This window comes from Sphingomonas telluris (genome assembly GCF_022568775.1).
GTDB lineage: Bacteria > Pseudomonadota > Alphaproteobacteria > Sphingomonadales > Sphingomonadaceae > Sphingomicrobium > Sphingomicrobium telluris.
In genome coordinates this window covers 491,926-511,027 of record NZ_JAKZHW010000001.1, presented here as the reverse complement: position 1 = coordinate 511,027, position 19,102 = coordinate 491,926, and the positions used below count along the sequence as shown (strand labels likewise).

The 19,102-nt window shown below is 64.7% G+C and carries 18 protein-coding genes and 1 pseudogene; 9 read left to right on the top strand and 10 right to left on the bottom strand.

Features of this window, described 5'->3' with window-relative positions:
- Nucleotide 1 precedes the first annotated feature (1 nt).
- Nucleotides 2-604 (top strand): DedA family protein, encoded by a 603-nt coding sequence (locus LZ016_RS02640; protein ID WP_241445667.1) that lies wholly within the window; start codon nt 2-4, stop codon nt 602-604.
- Here the strand turns inward: LZ016_RS02640 and LZ016_RS02635 are convergent, their stop codons facing one another.
- The 3 genes from LZ016_RS02635 to fsa all read right to left on the bottom strand — a co-directional run bounded on the left by LZ016_RS02635 (nt 605) and on the right by fsa (nt 2,874).
- Nucleotides 605-1,537, bottom strand: coding sequence for a tyrosine recombinase XerC (locus LZ016_RS02635; RefSeq protein WP_241445666.1), 933 nt, complete (start codon nt 1,535-1,537; stop codon nt 605-607).
- Entirely contained in the window at nt 1,513-2,082 is a 570-nt protein-coding gene (locus LZ016_RS02630; protein WP_241445665.1) for a DUF484 family protein, read from the bottom strand. The genes LZ016_RS02635 and LZ016_RS02630 overlap by 25 nt, the downstream gene beginning before the upstream one ends.
- A 138-nt stretch (nt 2,083-2,220) precedes the next feature.
- On the bottom strand, nt 2,221-2,874 hold the full coding sequence (fsa, locus tag LZ016_RS02625; protein ID WP_241445664.1) for a fructose-6-phosphate aldolase: 654 nt from the start codon (nt 2,872-2,874) through the stop codon (nt 2,221-2,223).
- A gap of 83 nt (nt 2,875-2,957) precedes the next feature.
- Between fsa and LZ016_RS02620 the strand changes: the two genes are divergently transcribed.
- Nucleotides 2,958-3,719, top strand: coding sequence for an enoyl-CoA hydratase-related protein (locus tag LZ016_RS02620; RefSeq protein WP_241445663.1), 762 nt, complete (start codon nt 2,958-2,960; stop codon nt 3,717-3,719).
- Here LZ016_RS02620 and LZ016_RS02615 read toward each other — a convergent pair.
- Genes LZ016_RS02615 through LZ016_RS02605 form a run of 3 tightly spaced genes read right to left on the bottom strand, consistent with a single transcriptional unit; the run spans nt 3,716 to nt 5,855 of the window.
- Nucleotides 3,716-4,117 (bottom strand): TadE/TadG family type IV pilus assembly protein, encoded by a 402-nt coding sequence (locus LZ016_RS02615; protein WP_241445662.1) that lies wholly within the window; start codon nt 4,115-4,117, stop codon nt 3,716-3,718. The genes LZ016_RS02620 and LZ016_RS02615 overlap by 4 nt on opposite strands.
- Nucleotides 4,114-4,578 (bottom strand): TadE/TadG family type IV pilus assembly protein, encoded by a 465-nt coding sequence (locus tag LZ016_RS02610; RefSeq protein WP_241445660.1) that lies wholly within the window; start codon nt 4,576-4,578, stop codon nt 4,114-4,116. Before LZ016_RS02610 ends, LZ016_RS02615 begins: the two co-directional genes overlap by 4 nt.
- The gene (locus LZ016_RS02605) at nt 4,578-5,855 is read right to left on the bottom strand and encodes a pilus assembly protein TadG-related protein (RefSeq protein ID WP_241445658.1); all 1,278 of its coding nucleotides are present in this window, start codon (nt 5,853-5,855) and stop codon (nt 4,578-4,580) included. Before LZ016_RS02605 ends, LZ016_RS02610 begins: the two co-directional genes overlap by 1 nt.
- A 218-nt stretch (nt 5,856-6,073) precedes the next feature.
- Here LZ016_RS02605 and LZ016_RS02600 point away from each other — a divergent pair, with 218 nt between their 5' ends.
- From LZ016_RS02600 to LZ016_RS02575, 6 genes are all read left to right on the top strand, one after another.
- Complete coding sequence (locus tag LZ016_RS02600; protein ID WP_241445656.1) at nt 6,074-7,279, top strand: toxic anion resistance protein; 1,206 nt, start codon at nt 6,074-6,076, stop codon at nt 7,277-7,279.
- Nucleotides 7,276-8,001: a hypothetical protein gene (locus LZ016_RS02595; protein ID WP_241445654.1), complete on the top strand. Its 726-nt coding sequence runs from the start codon at nt 7,276-7,278 to the stop codon at nt 7,999-8,001. Before LZ016_RS02600 ends, LZ016_RS02595 begins: the two co-directional genes overlap by 4 nt.
- Nucleotides 8,002-8,066: 65 nt before the next feature.
- The gene (locus LZ016_RS02590; RefSeq protein ID WP_241445653.1) at nt 8,067-9,977 is read left to right on the top strand and encodes a PDZ domain-containing protein; all 1,911 of its coding nucleotides are present in this window, start codon (nt 8,067-8,069) and stop codon (nt 9,975-9,977) included.
- A gap of 66 nt (nt 9,978-10,043) precedes the next feature.
- Nucleotides 10,044-10,547, top strand: a complete 504-nt coding sequence (locus LZ016_RS02585; protein WP_241445650.1) for a hypothetical protein — start codon at nt 10,044-10,046, stop codon at nt 10,545-10,547.
- 1 nt (nt 10,548) lies between these two features.
- The gene (locus tag LZ016_RS02580; protein WP_241445648.1) at nt 10,549-11,256 is read left to right on the top strand and encodes a COG3904 family protein; all 708 of its coding nucleotides are present in this window, start codon (nt 10,549-10,551) and stop codon (nt 11,254-11,256) included.
- Between the two features lie 37 nt (nt 11,257-11,293).
- Nucleotides 11,294-11,968, top strand: coding sequence for a hypothetical protein (locus tag LZ016_RS02575; protein ID WP_241445647.1), 675 nt, complete (start codon nt 11,294-11,296; stop codon nt 11,966-11,968).
- A gap of 3 nt (nt 11,969-11,971) precedes the next feature.
- On the opposite strand, the gene LZ016_RS02570 is transcribed toward LZ016_RS02575, so the two are convergent.
- Together LZ016_RS02570 and LZ016_RS02565 are read right to left on the bottom strand one after the other, a co-directional pair.
- Entirely contained in the window at nt 11,972-13,171 is a 1,200-nt protein-coding gene (locus LZ016_RS02570) for a CaiB/BaiF CoA transferase family protein (protein WP_241445646.1), read from the bottom strand.
- A pseudogene (locus LZ016_RS02565) lies at nt 13,168-14,763 on the bottom strand (phytoene desaturase family protein); the annotation flags it as partial. The pseudogene LZ016_RS02565 and the gene LZ016_RS02570, both read right to left, overlap by 4 nt.
- Nucleotides 14,764-14,920: 157 nt before the next feature.
- Here LZ016_RS02565 and LZ016_RS02560 point away from each other — a divergent pair.
- Nucleotides 14,921-16,252 (top strand): S41 family peptidase, encoded by a 1,332-nt coding sequence (locus LZ016_RS02560; protein ID WP_241445644.1) that lies wholly within the window; start codon nt 14,921-14,923, stop codon nt 16,250-16,252.
- Here the strand turns inward: LZ016_RS02560 and gorA are convergent.
- Both gorA and pgi read right to left on the bottom strand, forming a co-directional pair.
- Nucleotides 16,249-17,589, bottom strand: coding sequence for a glutathione-disulfide reductase (gorA, locus tag LZ016_RS02555; protein WP_241445643.1), 1,341 nt, complete (start codon nt 17,587-17,589; stop codon nt 16,249-16,251). The two genes, LZ016_RS02560 and gorA, sit on opposite strands and share 4 nt — an antisense overlap.
- Complete coding sequence (gene pgi / locus LZ016_RS02550; RefSeq protein ID WP_241445642.1) at nt 17,589-19,088, bottom strand: glucose-6-phosphate isomerase; 1,500 nt, start codon at nt 19,086-19,088, stop codon at nt 17,589-17,591. Before pgi ends, gorA begins: the two co-directional genes overlap by 1 nt.
- Between the last annotated feature and the right edge of the window lie 14 nt (nt 19,089-19,102).

The window sequence follows — 19,102 nt, the reverse complement described above, 5'->3', positions numbered from 1 at the left end:
GATGAATGACTGGGTCATCCGCCTGATCGAGCAATCGGGCTACCTCGGCGTCGGCTTCCTGATGTTTCTGGAAACCGTCTTCCCGCCGATCCCGTCCGAAGTGATCATGCCGATCGCCGGCATGGCGGCGGCCGAGGGCAAGCTTCAGTACAGCCTCGTGGTCGCCAGCGGCACGGCGGGCGCGATGCTCGGCAACATCGTCTGGTACCTCGCCGCGCGAGCGCTCGGCGTTGCGCGGCTGGAGCCGATTATCCGCCGCCACGGGCGGTGGGTGACGATGACCTGGGCGGAGGTCGAGCGCGCGCAGACGTGGTTCCGCGAGAATGGCATCTTCTTCGTCTTCCTCGGTCGGCTGATCCCGACCGTCCGCTCGCTGGTCTCGGTGCCCGCAGGACTGCTGAAGATGCGCTTCAAGACCTTCTTCATCGCCTCGACGCTCGGCACGCTGGGCTGGACTGCCCTACTCGCCACCGCAGGCTTCAAGATGCGTGAGCATTATGGCGACATGGCCGAGGTCGTTGGAACGGCGTCGAACGCCGTGCTGGTCGTGCTGGCAGCCGGCTATGTCTGGCGCCTCTGGACGCACCGCCGCGTCGAAGACTGATCAAGCGCGCGGGTGCGCGTGCCGATAGACATCCAATAGCCGTGCGGCGTCGACCGCCGTGTAAATCTGCGTCGACGACAAGCTCGCGTGCCCCAGCAGCTCCTGCAGCGCCCTCAAGTCCGCCCCCCGAGCCAGCAGGTGCGTAGCGAAGCTGTGCCGTAACGCGTGGGGAGTGAGCGTGTCGGGCAAGCCGAGCCGCCTTCGCGCTGCCGCCACGGCCCGGCGAACGAGGTCCGGGTTAAGCGGTCCGCCGCGAACTCCGACGAATAACGGGTCGTCACGCCCAATCGGCCAAGGGCACTGGCGCACATAATCCTCGATCGCCTCGCGAACCGCCGGCATGACCGGCACAATCCGCGTCTTCGACCTTTTGCCGGTAATGCGCAGCGTCTCCCCGATGGGCCTTGCGGCACCCGTGAGCGACATGGCTTCGGCGACCCGCAGGCCGGCACCGTAGAGCAGCAGCAGGATTGCGAGGTCGCGCGCCCCGACCCAGCCTTCCGCCGGAGCATCGCCAGCGTCTTCGGCAAGCGCCATCGCTTCCGAAGCGGCCACGGCACGCGGTAGCGTTCGCTGCTTTCTCGGCGCTCTCGTCCGGGGAAGCTGCGCCAGCTCACCTTGGCTCTCCGCCGCATAGGTTAGAAAGGCGCGCACGGCCGACAGCTCGCGTGCCGCGGAAGATGCGCCGAGCCCCTCCCCCCTCCGCTGGGCGAGAAAGGCACGCAGGTCCGGAGCTCCGAGCGAGGTGAGCAAACCGACGTCAACGGCCTCGCCCCGATACGTCCCGAGAAACCGGATCAGCCGATGCGCCGTGGCCTCATAGGCCCGCGCGGTATGAGCGGAACGCCTGCGATCATGGAGAAGGTGAGCCGCCCAGCGCTCGACGAGAGCGCTAGCGGGATGAACGTTCAGTCCGTCGGATCCACCAGCCACCGGCGGATGATAGCGGCAAGACTCCGGCCAAGGAACATCAGCAATTCAGAGCCGTGATGGCCGTCAAGCGTCTGCTCGGACCGCTGGCCGAGCGCAATGAGCCCAACGGGAAGCGGCGGCTCGCAATCGATGCGGATGATCGCCTCGGCACGGATCAGGTCGCAGGCCGGGCCGAATAGGGTGTGGCCGCGCTCGACTGTCCGCATCGCGACCCCGTTCACTTGCTCGATGGATCTCAGCAGGAGCTGCTTCTCGACATTGTGAACGCCGTTGCAGTCCGCGCGGAAAGCCTTGTCGCCGACGACGAGCGCCAACGCGACGGCGTCGATGCCGAGGATGAGCGGCCATTCCTGAGTCACGACATGAAGAAGGTCGTCAACGCTGTCGGCTTCCATCGCCGCGAGGACCGCTTCATGAATCGCAGCCACTGCGCCGGAATGCCCCCGCGCAAAGGCGATGAGGTCCTGGTTGGCTTCTTCAGCAGCGCCGAGACGCTCGCGCAGGCGCGCAAGCGCGTGGTCCTGGAAGGGGATCACTCGTGCCATGAGCGGGAGCTTACGCCCGCGAGAGTTAATTTCCTACAACATGGGCGAAGTGCGCGAAGCACCCCATCCACGCGGGAGATCAGCCGCGCTCGCCCCGTCGAAGGCTCATGATGAAGCGGTGCGTTCCTGGCGCTGTCTTCAGCCGATTTTCTGGCCGGTCTTGTCCCAGTCGGCGAGGAAGCTCTTGATGCCGTTCTCGGTCAATGGATGCTTGAAGAGCTGGTGGATGATCTTCGGCGGCGCCGTCATGACGTCGGCGCCCAGCTTCGCGGCTTCCAGTACGTGGACCGGATGGCGGACGCTCGCGACCAGGATCTGCGTGTCGAAATCGTAATTGTCGTAGATCAGGCGGATGTCGGCGATCAGCTGCATGCCGTCGAAGCCGATGTCGTCGTGACGCCCGACGAACGGCGAAATGAAGGTCGCGCCAGCCTTCGCCGCCAGCAGCGCCTGCACCGCGGAGAAGCAGAGCGTGACATTGACCATCGTGCCGTCGCTCGTGAGCGCCTTGCAGGTCTTGAGGCCGTCCTCGGTCAGCGGAACCTTGATCGCGATATTGTCCGCGATCTTCCGCAGCACCTCGGCCTCGCGCATCATGCTGCCATGGTCGAGAGCGACCACCTCGGCGGACACGGGGCCGGGAACGATGCCGGCGATCTCACGCACGACCTCGAGGAAGTCGCGGCCCGACTTGTGGATGAGCGACGGATTGGTGGTGACACCATCGAGCAGGCCAGTCGCGGCCAGATCGCGGATTTCGGCGATTTCGGCCGTGTCGGCGAAGAACTTCATGGTTTGCGTAGATCCCGGCTTTGTTGGATTTGGGGCCGCATAGCCGGTGACTGCCTTTCAGTCACCCGATTCGGGAGGGCGGCATGAGCGAGCATGTTCGGATCGAGCGCGACGGTGCCGTGCTCAGGGTCACACTGGCCCGGCCCGAGCGGCGCAATGCCATCACGGTGGCCATGTACGCTGCGTTCGCGGACGCGATAGAATCCGCTGCCGGCGACGATTCTATTCACGTAATCACGCTCGAGGGCGAAGGGCAGGATTTCACCGCGGGGAACGATCTAGCCGACTTCATGGCGGAAATGCCGCGCGACGGTTCGGACATCCCCGTCTGGCGGCTCCTTCGGGTGCTGGCGAAGAACCAGGTGCCGATCGTCGCGGCCGTGCACGGCAATGCCGTCGGCATCGGAACGACGATGCTCTTCCATTGCGACCTCGTCGTCGCGGAGGAAGGAACACGCTTCCTGATGCCATTCGTCGATCTTGGGCTCGTTCCGGAGGCGGCCAGCTCACTGCTGCTGCCGCGCCTTGCTGGGCGAAGGCGCGCCGCACGTCACCTGCTGCTTGGGGAGCCGTTCGGTCCCGAGGACGCCCTCGAGTTCGGCCTGGTCAGTCATATTGCGCCAAGCGGGCAGCTTGCTCAGACGCTCTCGAAGATCGTTGGAGCGCTGATCGCCAAGCCAGCGCAGGCGCTGCGGCTGACGCAAGACCTGCTCCGCCGCGGAGACACGGACGAGGTGCTCGAGCGCATGCAGCTCGAGAATGATCATTTTGCTGAACGGCTGACCTCATCGGAGGTCCGCGACGCCATCACCGCCTTCTTCGCCAGCAGGGCGAAACCGGCTTAGGTCGGCATGTAGACCCTCTTCGACCGGGTCAGCGTCACCGTCGTGACCGGGATGAAGAGGAAGTGCATCTGCTGGTTATAGGTCAGCGTCATGTCCTTGTACTGCACGACGCCACCGCTCGACGTATCGGCAATCTGGAGCGAACCCAGATTGCCGTTGTACGTGCCGAACTTCTTCGCCAGCACGCGATTGCGGATGTCCGTGTCGGTTGGCGTGGGGAAGATCGTCGCGTAGCGCGCACCTTCACCGAGAGCATGCTGCATTCCGGCGTTCGCCTGGAACAGCAGACCGATCTGGAAGATGCCCCAGATGAAAACGACCAGGATCGGCAGCGCGATCGCCATCTCCACGGCGGCGACGCCCTCTTGATCCTGCAGAATGCGGCGGCGGATCATCATTGCACGCGGATCCCTGCTTTGCCCTTCAACGTCCAGGACCCGTCCGAATTGCCGCCGGCGAACCCGGCGTAACGCGTCTTGAACATCGGTGTGTATTTCTTGCGCACCTCGACGGTCAGGTAGCGAGCGTAGGTGTTCCCGTTCGGGCAATTGGTGTTGTAGTTGGTCTGGCGAGTGCCGTTGCACTCCAGCCACCAATCGACGGTCACGTCCGTAGTGGGAACGCCTGCAGCCGTGGCGGCCTCGGTCGTCAGAGCCTGGTACACGGTCGTGTTCTGCGTGCCCTGCATGACCTTCTCGATCGAACGCTGTGCGGCCTGCGTCAGTTGAAGCTTGGCCGAGTAGCCGCGGCTGAGATCGACCATGCCGATCATCAGGACGGCGAGCACCGGGGCTGCCATTCCCAGCTCGATCACGGCGGCACCGCGCTTGTCGCGGCGAAGTGCTGAAAGCCAGGTCATCATGCCACCAACCGGATGTGCCGGCCCTTGAAGCTGCCCGATCCGCTGTTTGCGGGACAGGTGTTGTTGATTGCCGAATTGCCGGTGAAGGTCACTCGGCGCGCCACCAGCTGCATGCAGTTGGTGTTGATCCCGGCGGTGCCGTTGAAGATCACCGGCTGGCTGGGGAAATACATGGCGCCCTGGAAGAAGGACGAGCTGTTGCCGTTGATCTTTGACGTCTGTGAGTCCGTGGCGCGGCGATCCTGGTAGAACAGGATGCCCGAGTACGTGCCGCTGTCCGGCGCCTTGAGCTTCATCGTCGCGCCGCCGTTGATGTCGACGTTGCCGATGCTGGTCGACGCCGCGTTGCTATTGGTCAGGACGAACGTCACGTCAGTGCCTTCGACGTAAGCGCCTGAGTTGACGTTAAAATCGCCGCCATCGATATAGTAGACGCCGGGCTGCAGCTTGACGGTGCCCTTGATGGTGAACCCTCGGTAGCAGCCGGGCTGCAGGGCATCGTCGTTGGTGCTCGACGTAGAGCCTGTCATGTCCGTCAGCGTTTGGCTTGGCGACACGTTCGGATCGTTGCTGCACGTCGACGGTGCCGACGGCGGATAGACGTCCTTGAACGGATCCTGCTGAGCCAGGGTGAACGGCAGAAGCTGCGTTCCGGCCGCCCAGTTATCAGTGGCATCCAGGCCGCCGACCGCGGCGATCGGGCTCGCGTCGACGTATGAGCTACCGAAGGCAACCGCCGCGTCCAGCGACGTCGAGTTGGTGATCATCCCGCAGCCGAGATCGACGTTGGAGTTACCGCCGACGCTAATGCCGGTGGTAGAAGTATTCTCCAGGCTGACGACGCAATAATCGCCTGTTTGGATGGCCGCGGCCGTCGCTTCGGCCGTGATCATGGGCGGTGAACTTAGGAACAGCGAAGAAAAGCTCAGCCGCTTCTGCACCGCAAGGACCACCCGCACAGCATTGTTGTAGCTCGACGTGTTCGCCGGATAGGTGATGCCCGGATAGCCGCTCACCAGAGCGATCTGCGTCTGGTTGTTCTTCGAGAGGTCGGTGCTCACCGCGCTCGGAATGTCCTGGCCCTGGAACTTGGCGTACACGCCGGCAAATGCCGCCGAGTCCGCGGCGCGCTGCAACTGACGCTTCCAGAGAACCCACTGGATGGTGTCGCTTGCAAGGCCCGCAGAACCCATAACGAGCGGGAGTGCCGCTGCCATCACGAGCAGCGCGTTGCCCTTACGGTCGCGGGCAAGTCTTTTCAGGAACGAAATCATCAGACCTGTCTCACCCAATGATGCGCAATGGAGTTCATCTACGGTCAGTAAGGTGTGCGAAACGTTCAAACTTTCGGTTAACGGAAGGTCACTACTGCGCTCTCGCGCCGCTTGAACCCTGCCGTCTTATTCCTATAATACAGTGAAGTTACGCTTGCGCGCTCCAAGTCAGCCGTTCACGCTGACCAGAGCCGAGCGGAGAGAATGAGGAAGCTTTGATGGCGACGGAACCGGAGACCACGACGAAGACGGAAACGAAGCTCAAGCTCGATCCGCCCGAGGCCCTGAACCCCATCGCTCCTGCCGAAGCGGCCGGGCTCGTTCCGCTCAAGACCGAGGAGACGACCGAGCTCGACAAGCGCGTCTCCCAATTCGTCGACGAACTCGCCGCGCTGGACGCCAACAGCCCCGAATTCGGCAAGAAGGTCGATCAGCTGACCGCCATGGGCCGCAAGGAGATTGCGGAGGCCGCAGGCGCCTCGAACCGCTTCCTCGACCGCCCGGTCAAGGCGATCGACAAGGACACCGGCATAGGCGCTGACCTGACCGAGCTTCGCCGCACGGTGGAATCGCTCGATCCGAAGGAAGCGAGCAAGACGCGCAAGCTCCTCGGCATTATCCCGTTCGGCAACAAGGTCGACCGCTACTTCGACAAATACCGCAGCTCGCAGACGCATATTTCGAAGATCCTCGGCAGCCTCGCGAACGGCAAGGACGAGCTGCTGATGGACAATGCCGCCATCGACACCGAGCGCGCGGGCCTGTGGAAGACCATGCACAAGCTCGAGCAGATGGTTCACATATCCAAGAGCCTCGACAAACAGCTTGAGGACAAGGCGAACGAGCTGGATGCGACCGATCCAGCGAAAGCAAAGGCGATCCGCGAGAGCGCCCTCTTCTATACGCGCCAGCGCACAACCGATCTGCTGATGCAGATGGCCGTGACGGTGCAGGGCTATCTCGCCCTCGACCTAGTCAAGAAGAACAATGTCGAGCTGGTGAAAGGCGTCGATCGCGCCTCGACCACCACGGTGTCGGCACTACGCACGGCCGTCACCGTCGCGCAGGCTATGACGAACCAGAAGCTCGTGCTGCAGCAGATCACCGCGCTGAACACGACCACGGCGGGCATGATCGACAGCACAGGCGAGATGTTGCGCACGCAGACGGGCGCCATCCACGAGCAGGCGGCGTCCTCGACGATTCCGCTGGAGACGCTGCAGCGCGCCTTCCAGAATATCTATGAAACCATGGACCAGATCGACCGGTTCAAGCTCCAGGCGCTCGACAACATGAAGCAGACCGTGAACACGCTTTCGTCCGAGGTGGAGAAGTCAAAGGGCTACATCGCCCGCGCGGAAGGCGTGAACCAGGGCAAGCTGGAAGGCGCCACCTCCCCGCTGACCCCTATTGAGAGCAAATGACGACCGAACGCTTCGACAGAGTGATTGCCCGGGCCGACCGCGTGATGCGGCAGCTCGACGAACGTGACGGAGCGGTGCGCGACGCAGCGCGACGGGAACGGCAGAGGCTGAACAACGACCTCGTTCGTCGCTTCGCCAGGGTTGGTGTCGCCATTGGCGTGGTCAGCCTGATTACGATCATTGTCGGCCTGATCGTGCCGATCGGCATGTTCGGCTTCCTCGCCGCCGTCGGCATCGCGATCGGCATCGCGGCTGTGCTGGGCTTCATGCCTTCGCAGTCGAGGGGTCCGGCCGCGCCCCCCGCAGATTTGCCCAACGGGCAGATGGTTCAGCGCTTCGACTCCTACATCTACCGCCAGCGAGCCGCCCTGCCCGCTCCCGCGCAGGCGAAGCTCGACGCCATCAGCTCGATCCTGCCTTCCCTCAGGCAAACGCTGGAGCGCATCGACGATCTAAATCCGGAAGCTCAGGATGCTCGCCGGCTTATGTCGACGCATCTGCCAAGCCTGATCGACCGCTACGTCAATGTGCCGCCGGCCTACCGCTCGCAGAAGGACGGCGAGGACGTGACGGTCGACGAAAGACTCGTCGAGGGTCTGGAAGCAGGCCGTGCCGCGCTCGCCGAAATCTCCGACAAGCTCGCCCGGTCCGACGTCCAGGCGCTCGAAACGCAGGGGCGCTTCATCAAGAGCCGGTACGGCGAAGAACGCATCGACGGCTGAGTTTGCTATTCCTGCCGCGCGCCCATGCTATTGAGGTGCAGGGGTAAACAGGGGCGTAGGCTGGCATGGCGACGGATTCCGCGATGGGCTTCGACCCAGGGCGCTGCTCATGGCTCCGCTTGCCGGAGCGCATTCCCGACCTCAATCGCCGCTGGCTGATCCTCTTCCAGGTCCTCTGGGTCCCGGCGCTTCTGCTCGCCATCGTGGGACCGATCGCGGGTATCTGGTTCCGCTTCGACCAGGCGGCCGACAATTCCGTCCTGATCACCGGCAGCCGCGTCGGTCTCGCTCTCTCCGAAGACGATCTCACCACCGTCCGGTTTCCCGTCGGCCAGGCTGCCAAGGCCGCGGGTGTAAAGCCGGGAGACGATATCGTCGCCATCAATGGCCTTCCGATCGCCAAGGTCGTGCCGATCTCGAAGCGCGGGCTCGAACGGCCGCATGACGCGACCGAGACCGACTATGCGATGTTCACGCCGATCATCGAAGGCGGCGACGATTCCGATTACACGCTGCGCGTGCGCTCGAAGGATGGCAGCGAGCGCGACTTCACGGTCAAGGCGAGCGAGGACCATGTCGCCCAGGCCGCCCGCTCCGCCGGTCTTCCTCCCGTGCTTCTCAGCGTCGTCGATCTGCTTCACGTCCTCACCTACCCGTTCCTGATCTTCGCGGCGTGGATCCTGCACAGGCGCAAGCGCGAGGACCTGATCAGCTCCGTCCTGTCGCTCGCCGTCCTGCTGACGATCATTTCCGAGCAGCCTTCCGCCGCGTTCCTGACGTTCGTCGCCCACGTCCCCGAATGGCTGCACCAGCGCATCTACGATCTCGGCAACATCTGCCTGCTGGCCGGCATCCTTCTCTTCCCCTTCGGCGAGCTACGTCCGCGCGCGACCTTGGCCATACTCGCTTTGCTGCCGGTGCTCTTCTTCCTGTCCGGCGATCTCTACCGCGCGGCCTTCGTCCTCTTCATGATGGCCGGTGTCCTGACCCTGCTATGGCGGCTGCAGAACACGCCGCCGAGCCCAGCACGCCAGCAGATCAAATGGGCCCTGCTCGGCTTTTCCGGGTACGGCCTGTTCCTCGGCATCGCCTTCGCCAGCGACGGCGCAAAGCTCGGCGTTCACTCCTTCGGCGCGCAGCTTTCGCTGGAGCTGATCGCCGGGCTGAGCTTCGGCCTCGCCTTCCTGCTGCTGCAGCTTGGGCTCCTGGTCGCCCTGCTGCGCTTTCGGCTCTACGATGCGGAAGCGGTCATCAGCCGTTCGGCCAACTTCGCGCTGATCACCCTGGGTGTCGCGGCAGTCTTCGCCGCCACGGCCGACGGGCTGAAGCAGCTCATCCTCAACTATTACGGGAATACGGGCAGCACGGCGCCGGTCGTCTTCGCCGCGGCCATCGCGACGGTCGTCATCAGCCCGCTGCAGGAGCGAATCCAGCGCTGGTCCGAGAAACGCTTCCAGCGCAACCTGGTGAAGCTTCGCGACGACTTGCCCGACTGTGTCCGCGAACTGCGCGAGAGTGCGTCGATGGACGAGCTGCTGGACGATACGCTCCGGCGCATCGAAGAAGGAACGCGCACGACGCGCACCACCGTGATTGTCGAAGGCAAGATACTCGCCATTCGCGGGACGTCGCCGGAAAGCGTCGAGAATTGGCTGACCGGCTTCGATCCCGAAGGCTGCAAGGACGAACTCTGCAGCGTCAGCGACAAGCTCTTCCCGATCCGCGTCCCGCTGCAGACGGCGACCGACGATCATCCCATCGGTTGGCTCCTGATCGGCCCGCGTCCCGACGGCTCCCTGCTGAGCAAGGACGAGCAGAAGGCCCTCGTCGAGGTCGCCAGCCCGATTACACGGGCCATTCGCGTCGTCACCCGCCGCGACGAGCGGGAGCGAGTCATTATCGGGCGGATCGAGGCCCTCGAATGCCGTTTGCCGGCTGCGACCTCGTCCGCTGGCCGAGAACGAAACGCAGATTAAACGCGATTTGATTGACCCCCTTATAATGCAAGCATAATTTGAGGTCTGTCTCAGGGGGACGAGTCCATGCTTCGCGTATCGATCATTGCCGCTTTGTTGCTGGCAGTTCCGGCTACTCCAGCGATCCCGGCCGTCCAGGGCGCCGTGCAGGAACAAGGCAAATGCGCCGATACCGCGGAGAAGAAAGCAAAGCGCTCGATGTTCGGAAGCATGCTCGGCGGTTTGGCCAGCGGCGTGCTCGGCCGTGCGGGCGGCGTTGCCAGTTCGCTGGTGCCGGTAAGCTCGATCGTCGCGGACGAATTGCTGAAGCTCCTCGACTGCAAGGAACAGAAGCAGGCCGCGGACGCGACCAACGAAGCCATTCGCGGCGGCGTTGGGACCGAAGTGAAGTGGACCAGCGAGACGCGCCAGAACGTCACGGGTTCTTCGAAAGTGACAGGCCAGGAAGCGCTTGCGGACGGTACGCAGTGCATGACCGTCACCGACGTGGTGATCATCGATGGTGAAGAGACCACCGTTCCGAAGAAGATGTGCCGCGGAAAGGGCGATAGCGGCTACAAGAAAGCGTAGCGTGAGTGCCCTCGCGTTGCTCATGGCGGTGAGCCTCACCGCCACGGAGGTGGAGACTGCCATCGCGGCGATCCCGCCTGACCCGGACAATCCGTCCTGCCCGCGGACGTTAAACTGGTCGACGTATCGCGAGATGCGGTTCACGCTGGAAAAGACCGAGGCGCGGCGCATCCTCAAGGCGGAGGGCCGCATCGACGCCGATGCGGCAACGCGGTTGCAGCAGGCCTTGAAAGACAATAACCCCGTCGACGAAATCTGGCTGCGCTCCCCGGGCGGTGATGCGCGCGTCGGAAACGAAGCCGGCGCGATGATCCGCAAGGCCGGCATTCCGACACGGATCCCGCAAGGCTGGGCCTGCTTCTCCGCCTGCAACTTCATGTTCATGGGCGGCCCCATCCGCTTCGTCGACGACGGCGGCATCTTCGCAGTGCACATGTTCACGCACCTCAGCGACAAGGAGGCGGTGCACGCCGAAGTCGCGCAGAGCGCCGACAAGGCCGCTCAGGTCATCGGCGACGTCGAGCAGGACTCCGCGATGCTGGCCAGCGAGGACAACGACTTCCTCATCAAGATGGGCGTGTCGCGCAAGCTGCTGACGGAGGTCATGTACAAGCAGAAGGCGGTCGCGGCCGGCGACGGGGACAAGTCCACGCGGCGCTGCCTGACGCTGATGGAGGCCGTGAAATATAATGTCGCAAACGCCCAGTAGGGCGAAAGCGAGGGAGGCGCTGACGATGAACTGGCGGATGACGATACTCGCGGCAATGGCCTGCGTGGCGGTCCTCGGCGCGGATGCGGTTTTCGCGAAGGCTCTCGTGGTTCGGTCCGTCGGACCGTCGGCCAAGGCCTATCCGCCCGGCAAGGCGCTTCCGGACACGGCGAAGCTCGCGCTCCAGCCGGGCGATAGCGTCACGCTGGTTGGCGGCAACAGCGCGCGGACGCTTCGCGGACCCGGCACCTTCCCCGCCTCATCGGGCGGAGCGCAGGAGCTGGCTATGGCGGCGTCGAAGCGCGGCCGTTTCGGAGCAATGCGTTCCGGCGACCTCACGCTCAACCCCAGCCCGTGGAACCTCGACGTGACGCAGAGCGGAACGATTTGCGTCGCCGGCAAAGGGCTGAAGATGTGGCGGCCGGACTCCGCCGCAGCGACCAAGCTGACGATCAGCAAGGGTGCGGGCGCGGGAGCGACGGTGGACTGGCCCGCAGGCAAGGCCGTCATCGACTGGCCGGCCGCCGTGCCGATTAGCGATGGCGCGGAATATCAGCTCGCCCTGGCCGACGGCGCAGAGGCGCAGAAGGTGAAGTTCGCGATGATGCCCGCCGTGCCTGCGGAAGCGGTCGATGCAGCGCAGGTGCTCGTCGATCGCGGCTGCCAAAACCAGCTCGACGTGCTGGTCGAAGCGCTGAGCGACGAGAAGTAACGCCTAGCCTGCGACGCCGTCCGCGCGAAGGCGCGCGATCTGCGAAACGTCGAGCGAAAGGGCTCGGAGCACTTCATCCGTATGCTCGCCCAGGCCCGGGGGCGGCAGGTCCGAATCCGCCCGCTCTCCATCCAGCCGCACCGGGGATCCGACCAGCGGCATCCCGGCAATCGTCCTGACCGTCTGTCGATGCTGCGCCTGGACGTCGTGCAGCGCCTGAGTGATCGTGTTGATCGGACCCGCCGGAATACCCGCAGCCTCCAACTCGGCAAACCATTCGTCTGCAGACTTCTGGCGGATGCACTCCGAAACCAGCTTCACCATCTCCGCCCGGTTCGCGACGCGCGCGGCATTGGAGGCGAAACGCTCGTCGCTGGGCCATTCCGGATGGCCGCAGATCGCGGCAAGCTTTGCGAACTGGCGATCATTGCCCACCGCAATCACCAGCGGCTTATCGGCCGCCTCGAACGGCTGATACGGCACGATGTTGGGGTGTGTGTTGCCCTGCCGCGGCGGGTCCTTGCCGGAGACCAGGGCATTCGACGCCTGGTTGGCGAGCACCGCCAGCTGCGTATCGAACAGCGCGGCGTCGATGTGCGCGCCCTCCCCGCTCCGCTCGCGCCGGAACAAGGCCGCCAGGATCGCGACGGCTGTGTAGAGTCCGGTGAACAGATCGACGACCGCAACGCCAACCCGCATCGGTCCGCCGCCGGGCGAGCCGTCGGGCTGGCCGGTAATGCTCATCAGCCCGCCCATGGCCTGGATGATGTAATCGTACCCGGCGCGCTCGGCGTAGGGGCCGTCCTGACCGAAGCCGGTGATCGACGCGACGATCAGGCGCGGGTTCGTCGCACGCAGGCTCTCCGCGTCCAATCCGAACTTCTTGAGACCGCCCACCTTGAAGTTCTCGACGACGATGTCGCTCTGCTCGGCGAGCTTGCGCACGAGTGAGGCGCCTTCAGGCTTCGCAAAGTCGATTGCCGTCGACTTCTTCCCTCGGTTCGCGCTGAGGAAATAGGCCGCGACGCGGTCTTCTCCGTCGCCGTACCACGGCGGACCCCAATGTCGCGTATCGTCTCCCGCTCCGGGGCGCTCGATCTTGATGACCTCCGCGCCGAGGTCGGCGAGAAGCTGCGTGCACCAGGGACCGGCGAGGACGCGGCTCAGGTCGAGCACGCGGATGCCGGCAAGCGGTGGGCTCACGGCTTGCGCCTGCTCCACGGCTTGCGGTCGGCAAGCACGGCGTGGGCCGCATTATGGCCCGGCGCGCCTGTCACGCCACCGCCGGGATGCGCGCCCGATCCGCAGAGATAGAGGCCCTTGAGCGGCATGCGATAATCGGCTGCACCGATCATCGGGCGTGCGCTGAATAATTGGTCCAGGCTCATCTTGCCGTGGAAGATGTCGCCGCCGATCAGGCCGAAGCGGCGCTCGAGGTCGAGCGGCGAATGGATCTGCCGCCCGATGACCGATTTGGCGAAGCCCGGGGCATGCGAGTCCACCTTGGCGATAATCGCATCCGCCGCCTTCTCGCGCTCGTCGTCCCAGCTGCGGCCGGGCCCAAGATCGTAGCGGAAGTGCTGGCAGAACAGCGACGCGACATGCTTGCCGCGCGGGGCCAGCGTCGTGTCCAGCGTCGACGGGATCAGCATCTCGACGATCGGGTTCTTGGTCCAGCCGTTGAGCTCCGCATCGAGCCAGGCCTGGTGCATGTAGCCGAGGCTCGGCGCCATGATGATGCCGGCGGTCAAATGGTCGCCCTTCTTCGGCAGCACGGTGAACTTCGGCAGCTCCGACAGCGCCACGTTCATGCGGAAGGTCGCGCTTTCGCCCTTCCAGTGATGCATCCGGTTCTGGACGTCGGCATCGACCGCGCCCTGCGGGATCAGCCGGTCGAACAGCAGCTTCGGGTTGACGCCCGCGACGACGGTCTTCGCCCGCCACGCCTTGCCGCCCGCGACGACGCCGGCTGCCTTGCCCTTGTCGACGATTATCTCCTCGACCGGCGTCCCAAGAAGGATGTCCACGCCCTTCTCTCGCGCAGCGCGGGCCATCGCCTGAGTGATCGAGCCCATGCCACCGATCGCATGGCCCCAGGCACCCGGAACGCCGGCGGCCTCGCCGAACAGATGATGCAGAAGAACGTAGGCGCTTCCCGACGCGTTCGGCGACGCGAAATTGCCGACGACGCCGTCGAAGCCGAACAACGCCTTGACGATGTCCGTCTCGAAATAGCGGTCGAGCACTTCGGTCGCGCTGCGCAGCGCGAAATCGTGGACGATGCGCGTCTCGGCGAGCGAGAGCCCGGCCATGTCCTTGCCCAGCGTCAGGACCTTCGGCAGCGCGCTCAGCTTCGCACCGACGTTCGGTGGGGCGCGGAGCAGCCACTTCTTCAGCAGGCCCACGACCGCGTCGAGGTCGGAAACGTAGCGGTCGTAGCCTTCCGCGTCGCGCTTCGAATGCCGCGCGATCTCCTTGCGGGTGAGCCCGTTGCGGCCGGACAGCAGATACTGCCCGTCGCCCGGTAGGAAATTGTCGGTCTTGCGAAGGACGACCTTCAGCCCGTGCCGCTCCAGCTCCAGGTCGCGGATGACCTTCGGATTGAGCAGGCTGACGGTGTAGCTCGCCGCCGAATTGCGGAAGCCCGGCAGGAACTCGTCGGTGACAGCGGCCCCGCCTACCGTCTCCGCGGCTTCCAAGACCGCGACCTTCAGGCCCTTGGCAGCGAGATAATAGGCGCAGGTAAGGCCGTTATGACCCGCGCCGATGATGATGACGTCGAATTCCATCCAGTCCCCACCGGTATCGAAGCTTTCCGCCTAAAGGGGCGGCCTGCCCGCGTCCAGTAGCCGACAGCCGCGCACAAATTTGGCATGAACAACCGCGACTTTGCGCTTTTTGGCTACCGTATTGCTCTAGTAATACGCCTACAGGTGTTTTCGGAGTGCGGAGATGAAGTACGTGACCTTGATGATCGGTGCCGCGACGCTCGGCATTTCGGCGGCGAGCAATGCGGCACAACCCGCGCCCGCGCCTGTTGCGAGCGCCACCCAGGTGGACGCCAAGGCGGTCGTAGCGGACGTCCGCCGCATCATCGCCGCCAACTACGTGCTCGCCGATGTCCGTCCGAAGCTGGACGCCGCGCTGGCCAAGGGGCTCGAGGCCGGCCGCTACAACGTCAGCGACCCCGGCGATCTCGCAGCGCGGCTCAACGAGGATATGACCGCCGTCGCGCACGACAAGCATCTCGGCATCCACTACGATCCACGCGAGCAGGCAAGCCTCGCCGCCCGGCCGCCCGGAGCGGGCGACGATGACGCCCCTCCGAGCCCCGAAGAGCTGCACCAGGCGACGCAGTTCAACCACGGCATCCTTCAGCTCAAGGTCCTGCCCGGAAACATTCGCTACATGGAGACGCTCGGTTTCTTCTGGGGCGGCAAGCCGACCGCCGAGGCCTACGACAACGCGATCCGCTTCCTGCGGGACGGCGATGCGATCATCATCGACCTGCGCCGCAACGGCGGTGGCAGCCCAGACGCGGTCCAGTACCTGATCAGCCACTTCCTGAAGCCCAGCACGCCGATCGTGACCTTCTACATGGGCGCGAACAAGGTCGATAAGCTATCGAGCCTGCCGAACCTCCCGGCCGGCCGCCTGATCGGGAAGCCGCTTTACGTGCTGACCAGCGGCAACAGCGCCAGCGCCGCCGAGGAATTTATCGGCCACGTCGCCGGGTTCAAGCTTGGCGAGATCATCGGCGAGAACACGGCCGGCGCGGGCTTCCGCAACAGCTTCTTCCCGGTGACCGGCGGCTACGTGATCAGCGTTTCCGTCGGCCGTGCCGTTCTCGCCTCGACCGGCAAGGACTGGGAAGGCGTCGGCATAGCGCCGACGACCCAGGTCGACGTGGACAAGGCCCTCGAGGTTGCCCAGGTCCACGCCCTGAAGCGCATCGCCAGGACCGCCACGGGAGAAGACAAGCGCGTCCTCGAAGCGCGCGCCGCCGTGCTCGACGCGCAGCTAAATCCGGTCGCGACGGCGCTCCCGCTGAACGATTATGCGGGTGCCTATGGCGAGCGGTCGGTCAGCCTCACGAACGGGAAGCTGTTTTGGCAGCGCGGAAACGGCCCCAAGATCGCAATGGTCGCCATCGCGCCGAACGAATTCTCGTTCGAGGACGACCCGGTGACGCACGTGAAATTCAACGTTGCGGGCAATGCCGTGACCGGGCTCGAGCTGTTGCGTGGTGACGGCAGCAGGGTCGCCGCCTCCCGCAACCGCTAGCGCATCAGGACCAGCTCTTCCGCCATGGTCGGGTGGAGCGCGATCGTCGCGTCGAAGTCGGCCTTCTTGAGCCGCGCCTTCACTGCGACAGCAGCCGCCTGGAGAATCTCCGGTGCATCCGGGCCGATCATGTGGACTCCCACCACATGGTCGGTCTCGCCGTCGAGCACGAGCTTGTAGAGCGAGCGCTCGTTCCGGCCCGCCAGCACGTTTTTCATCGGCCGGAAGTCGGACACGAACGTCTTCACTGATCCAAGTCGGTTGCGCGCCTGCCCTTCCGTCATCCCGACTCCCGCAAGCGGCGGGTGGCTGAAGACGGCGCTCGGCACGCAGGAATAGTCGACCCGGTGCGGCTTGTTGCCGAAGAAGGTGTCCGCGAACGCATGACCCTCGCGGATCGCGACCGGGGTCAGCTGGATGCGGTCCGTGACGTCGCCCACCGCGAAGATCGAGGGCACGCTGGTGCGATTGTCTTCGTCGACTTTGATCTGGCCCTTCTCGCCGAGCTCGACGCCCGCCGTCTCGCAGCCGAGGTTCTCGACGTTCGGTCGGCGGCCTACCGCGAACAGCACCTGGTCGGCCTCGATATCGTCGCAGCCGGTCATTCGGACGTGCAGAGTGCCGTCGTCGCGTTTCGTGATTTCCTCGATCGTCGAGTTGAACCGGAAGTCGATGCCCTTCTTGACGGAAATCTGCATCAGCCGGTCGACGACCTGCTGGTCGTAGCCGCGCAGCAGCACGTCCGTCCGGTTCACCAGGATCACGTGGCTTCCGAACTGGTGAAAAATACCCGCGAACTCATTGGCGATGTAGCCGCCGCCGACGATCACGATCCGCCTGGGCAGTTGATCAAGATGGAAGGTCTCGTTGGAGCTGATGGCGTGCTCAATGCCGGGGATGTTGGGCATCAGCGGCCGGGCGCCGGTGGCGATCAGGATCTTGTCCGCGGTGACCGTTCTGCCGGATGCAAGCTGAACGGAGTTCGGCCCGGTCAGTACTGCACGTTCCTTGAAGACCGTGACCTGGTGGTTGGTCAAAGTCTCGGTGTAGGCGCCTTCCAGCCGACCGACTTCGCTCAGCACGTTGTCGCGGAGGACCGCCCAGTCGAACTTCTTTTTCGGCACGTCCCAGCCGAACATCGCAGCATCGTCCAGGTCCTCGGCGAAATGCGCGCCGTAGACGAGCAGCTTCTTCGGAACGCAGCCGCGAATGACGCAGGTCCCACCGACCTTATATTCCTCGGCGATGGCGACGCGCGCACCATAGGCGGCGGAGACACGCGCTGCGCGCACTCCGCCGGAGCCGGCGCCGATAACGAAAAGGTCGAAGTCGGCCATTACAGCCCCGCTCTCTCGATCAACGCACGCGTGGACGGGTCGAAGCTGTCGTCGTCGGCGGACTCGTCGAGCTTGCGCGCGATTTCCTTGCCGAGCTCAACGCCGAACTGGTCGAACGGATTGATGCCGAGCAGGACTGCGTTGGCAAAGGTCCGGTGCTCGTAGAACGCCAGCAGCGCGCCAAGCGTCCGCGCATCGAGCCGGTCGAGGAGGACCGTAATGCTCGGACGGTCGCCCGGATAGCTGCGGTGCGGATCGTCGCTCTGCCGCCCCGCCATCAATGCGGCACCCTGCGCGAACGCGTTGAGGAGAAGCTGCCGATGATGCGCGGGGGGAAGCGAGTCCTCTGCCTCCGTCACCGCAACGAACTCCACCGGCACCAGAACCGTGCCTTGGTGCAGCAGCTGGAACACCGCATGCTGAGCGTCCGTGCCCGTCCCGCCCCAGGTGACCGGAGCGCTTGGCTGACCGACCGGCGAGCCGTCGACCTTCACCGACTTACCGTTCGATTCCATCTCCAGCTGCTGGAGGTAGAAGGGCAGCAGCCGCAGGCGCTCGTCGTAAGCGAACACCCCGCGGGTCTGGCATTCGAACTTGCGCACGTAGAGCCTGTCGATGAAGGCACCCACGAGCGGCACGTTCTTGCTAGGCTCCGCATAGCGGAAGTGGCGGTCCATCTCCGCGGCGCCTTCGAGAAGCTCCTCGAACACGCTCCAGCCGAGCGCCAGCGCCGCCGACAGGCCGACAACGCTCCACAGCGAATAACGCCCGCCCACGCCTTCCGAGAATTGCAGGATGCGGCTCTCGTCGATCCCCGCTTCGAGAGCGGCTTCTGGACGAGCCGTAACCGCGATGACGCGCCCGTAGGGGTCGTCGACGCCGCCTTCCTTCAGCCATTCCATCGCCGCGCTGAGGTTCGCCATCGTCTCGGCGGTCGTGAACGTCTTGGACGCGGCAACGACGAGCGTCGTCTCCGGGTCGAGCATGCTGACCGCATCGTCGAACGCCTCGCCGTCGATGTTCGAAAGGAAACGCACTTCCAGCCGTTCCAGCCGCCGGCCGAGAGCATCGACCAGGAGCGCGGGGCCGAGCACCGAGCCGCCGATCCCGATGTGCAGGATGCCGGTGATCTCGCCGAAGGCTCCGGCCTCGATCGCGTCGACCAGAGCCCGCATCCGCGCGCGTCGGCTCGCGGCCAGCTCCACGGCATCCGGCGCGCCCGTTCCACGCTCGGCTGCATGCTCGGCGGGACGGCCTTCGGTCGGATTTACGATTCCGCCCTGGAAGAAGGAATCGCGAAGGGCTGCAAAGCCTTGGGCCTCGGCAATGCTCGTGAACGCGGCAAGCAGGTCGGCCGACAGATGCGTCTTCGACCAATCGAAATAGATTCCGGCGACTTCCTCGCTGAACGACGCAATTCGGTTGTCGTCTCGCTCGAACAGAGTTGCGAGCGGCTTCACGTCGTACGCGTCGATCGCGTCCCAAGCCTTTCCAGTCATGCCGGGCGTCATAG

What these genes read in the sequence shown, in the direction of transcription:
- LZ016_RS02605 (WP_241445658.1), bottom strand. Translation starts at nt 5,855, where the DNA reads ATGATTTCGTTCCTGAAAAGACTTGCCCGCGACCGTAAGGGCAACGCG.
- LZ016_RS02610 (WP_241445660.1), bottom strand. Translation starts at nt 4,578, where the DNA reads ATGACCTGGCTTTCAGCACTTCGCCGCGACAAGCGCGGTGCCGCCGTG.
- LZ016_RS02640 (WP_241445667.1), top strand. Translation starts at nt 2, where the DNA reads ATGAATGACTGGGTCATCCGCCTGATCGAGCAATCGGGCTACCTCGGC.
- LZ016_RS02575 (WP_241445647.1), top strand. Translation starts at nt 11,294, where the DNA reads ATGACGATACTCGCGGCAATGGCCTGCGTGGCGGTCCTCGGCGCGGAT.
- fsa (WP_241445664.1), bottom strand. Translation starts at nt 2,874, where the DNA reads ATGAAGTTCTTCGCCGACACGGCCGAAATCGCCGAAATCCGCGATCTG.
- LZ016_RS02585 (WP_241445650.1), top strand. Translation starts at nt 10,044, where the DNA reads ATGCTTCGCGTATCGATCATTGCCGCTTTGTTGCTGGCAGTTCCGGCT.
- pgi (WP_241445642.1), bottom strand. Translation starts at nt 19,088, where the DNA reads ATGACTGGAAAGGCTTGGGACGCGATCGACGCGTACGACGTGAAGCCG.
- LZ016_RS02620 (WP_241445663.1), top strand. Translation starts at nt 2,958, where the DNA reads ATGAGCGAGCATGTTCGGATCGAGCGCGACGGTGCCGTGCTCAGGGTC.
- gorA (WP_241445643.1), bottom strand. Translation starts at nt 17,589, where the DNA reads ATGGCCGACTTCGACCTTTTCGTTATCGGCGCCGGCTCCGGCGGAGTG.
- LZ016_RS02600 (WP_241445656.1), top strand. Translation starts at nt 6,074, where the DNA reads ATGGCGACGGAACCGGAGACCACGACGAAGACGGAAACGAAGCTCAAG.
- LZ016_RS02630 (WP_241445665.1), bottom strand. Translation starts at nt 2,082, where the DNA reads ATGGCACGAGTGATCCCCTTCCAGGACCACGCGCTTGCGCGCCTGCGC.
- LZ016_RS02560 (WP_241445644.1), top strand. Translation starts at nt 14,921, where the DNA reads ATGAAGTACGTGACCTTGATGATCGGTGCCGCGACGCTCGGCATTTCG.
- LZ016_RS02595 (WP_241445654.1), top strand. Translation starts at nt 7,276, where the DNA reads ATGACGACCGAACGCTTCGACAGAGTGATTGCCCGGGCCGACCGCGTG.
- LZ016_RS02590 (WP_241445653.1), top strand. Translation starts at nt 8,067, where the DNA reads ATGGCGACGGATTCCGCGATGGGCTTCGACCCAGGGCGCTGCTCATGG.
- LZ016_RS02615 (WP_241445662.1), bottom strand. Translation starts at nt 4,117, where the DNA reads ATGATGATCCGCCGCCGCATTCTGCAGGATCAAGAGGGCGTCGCCGCC.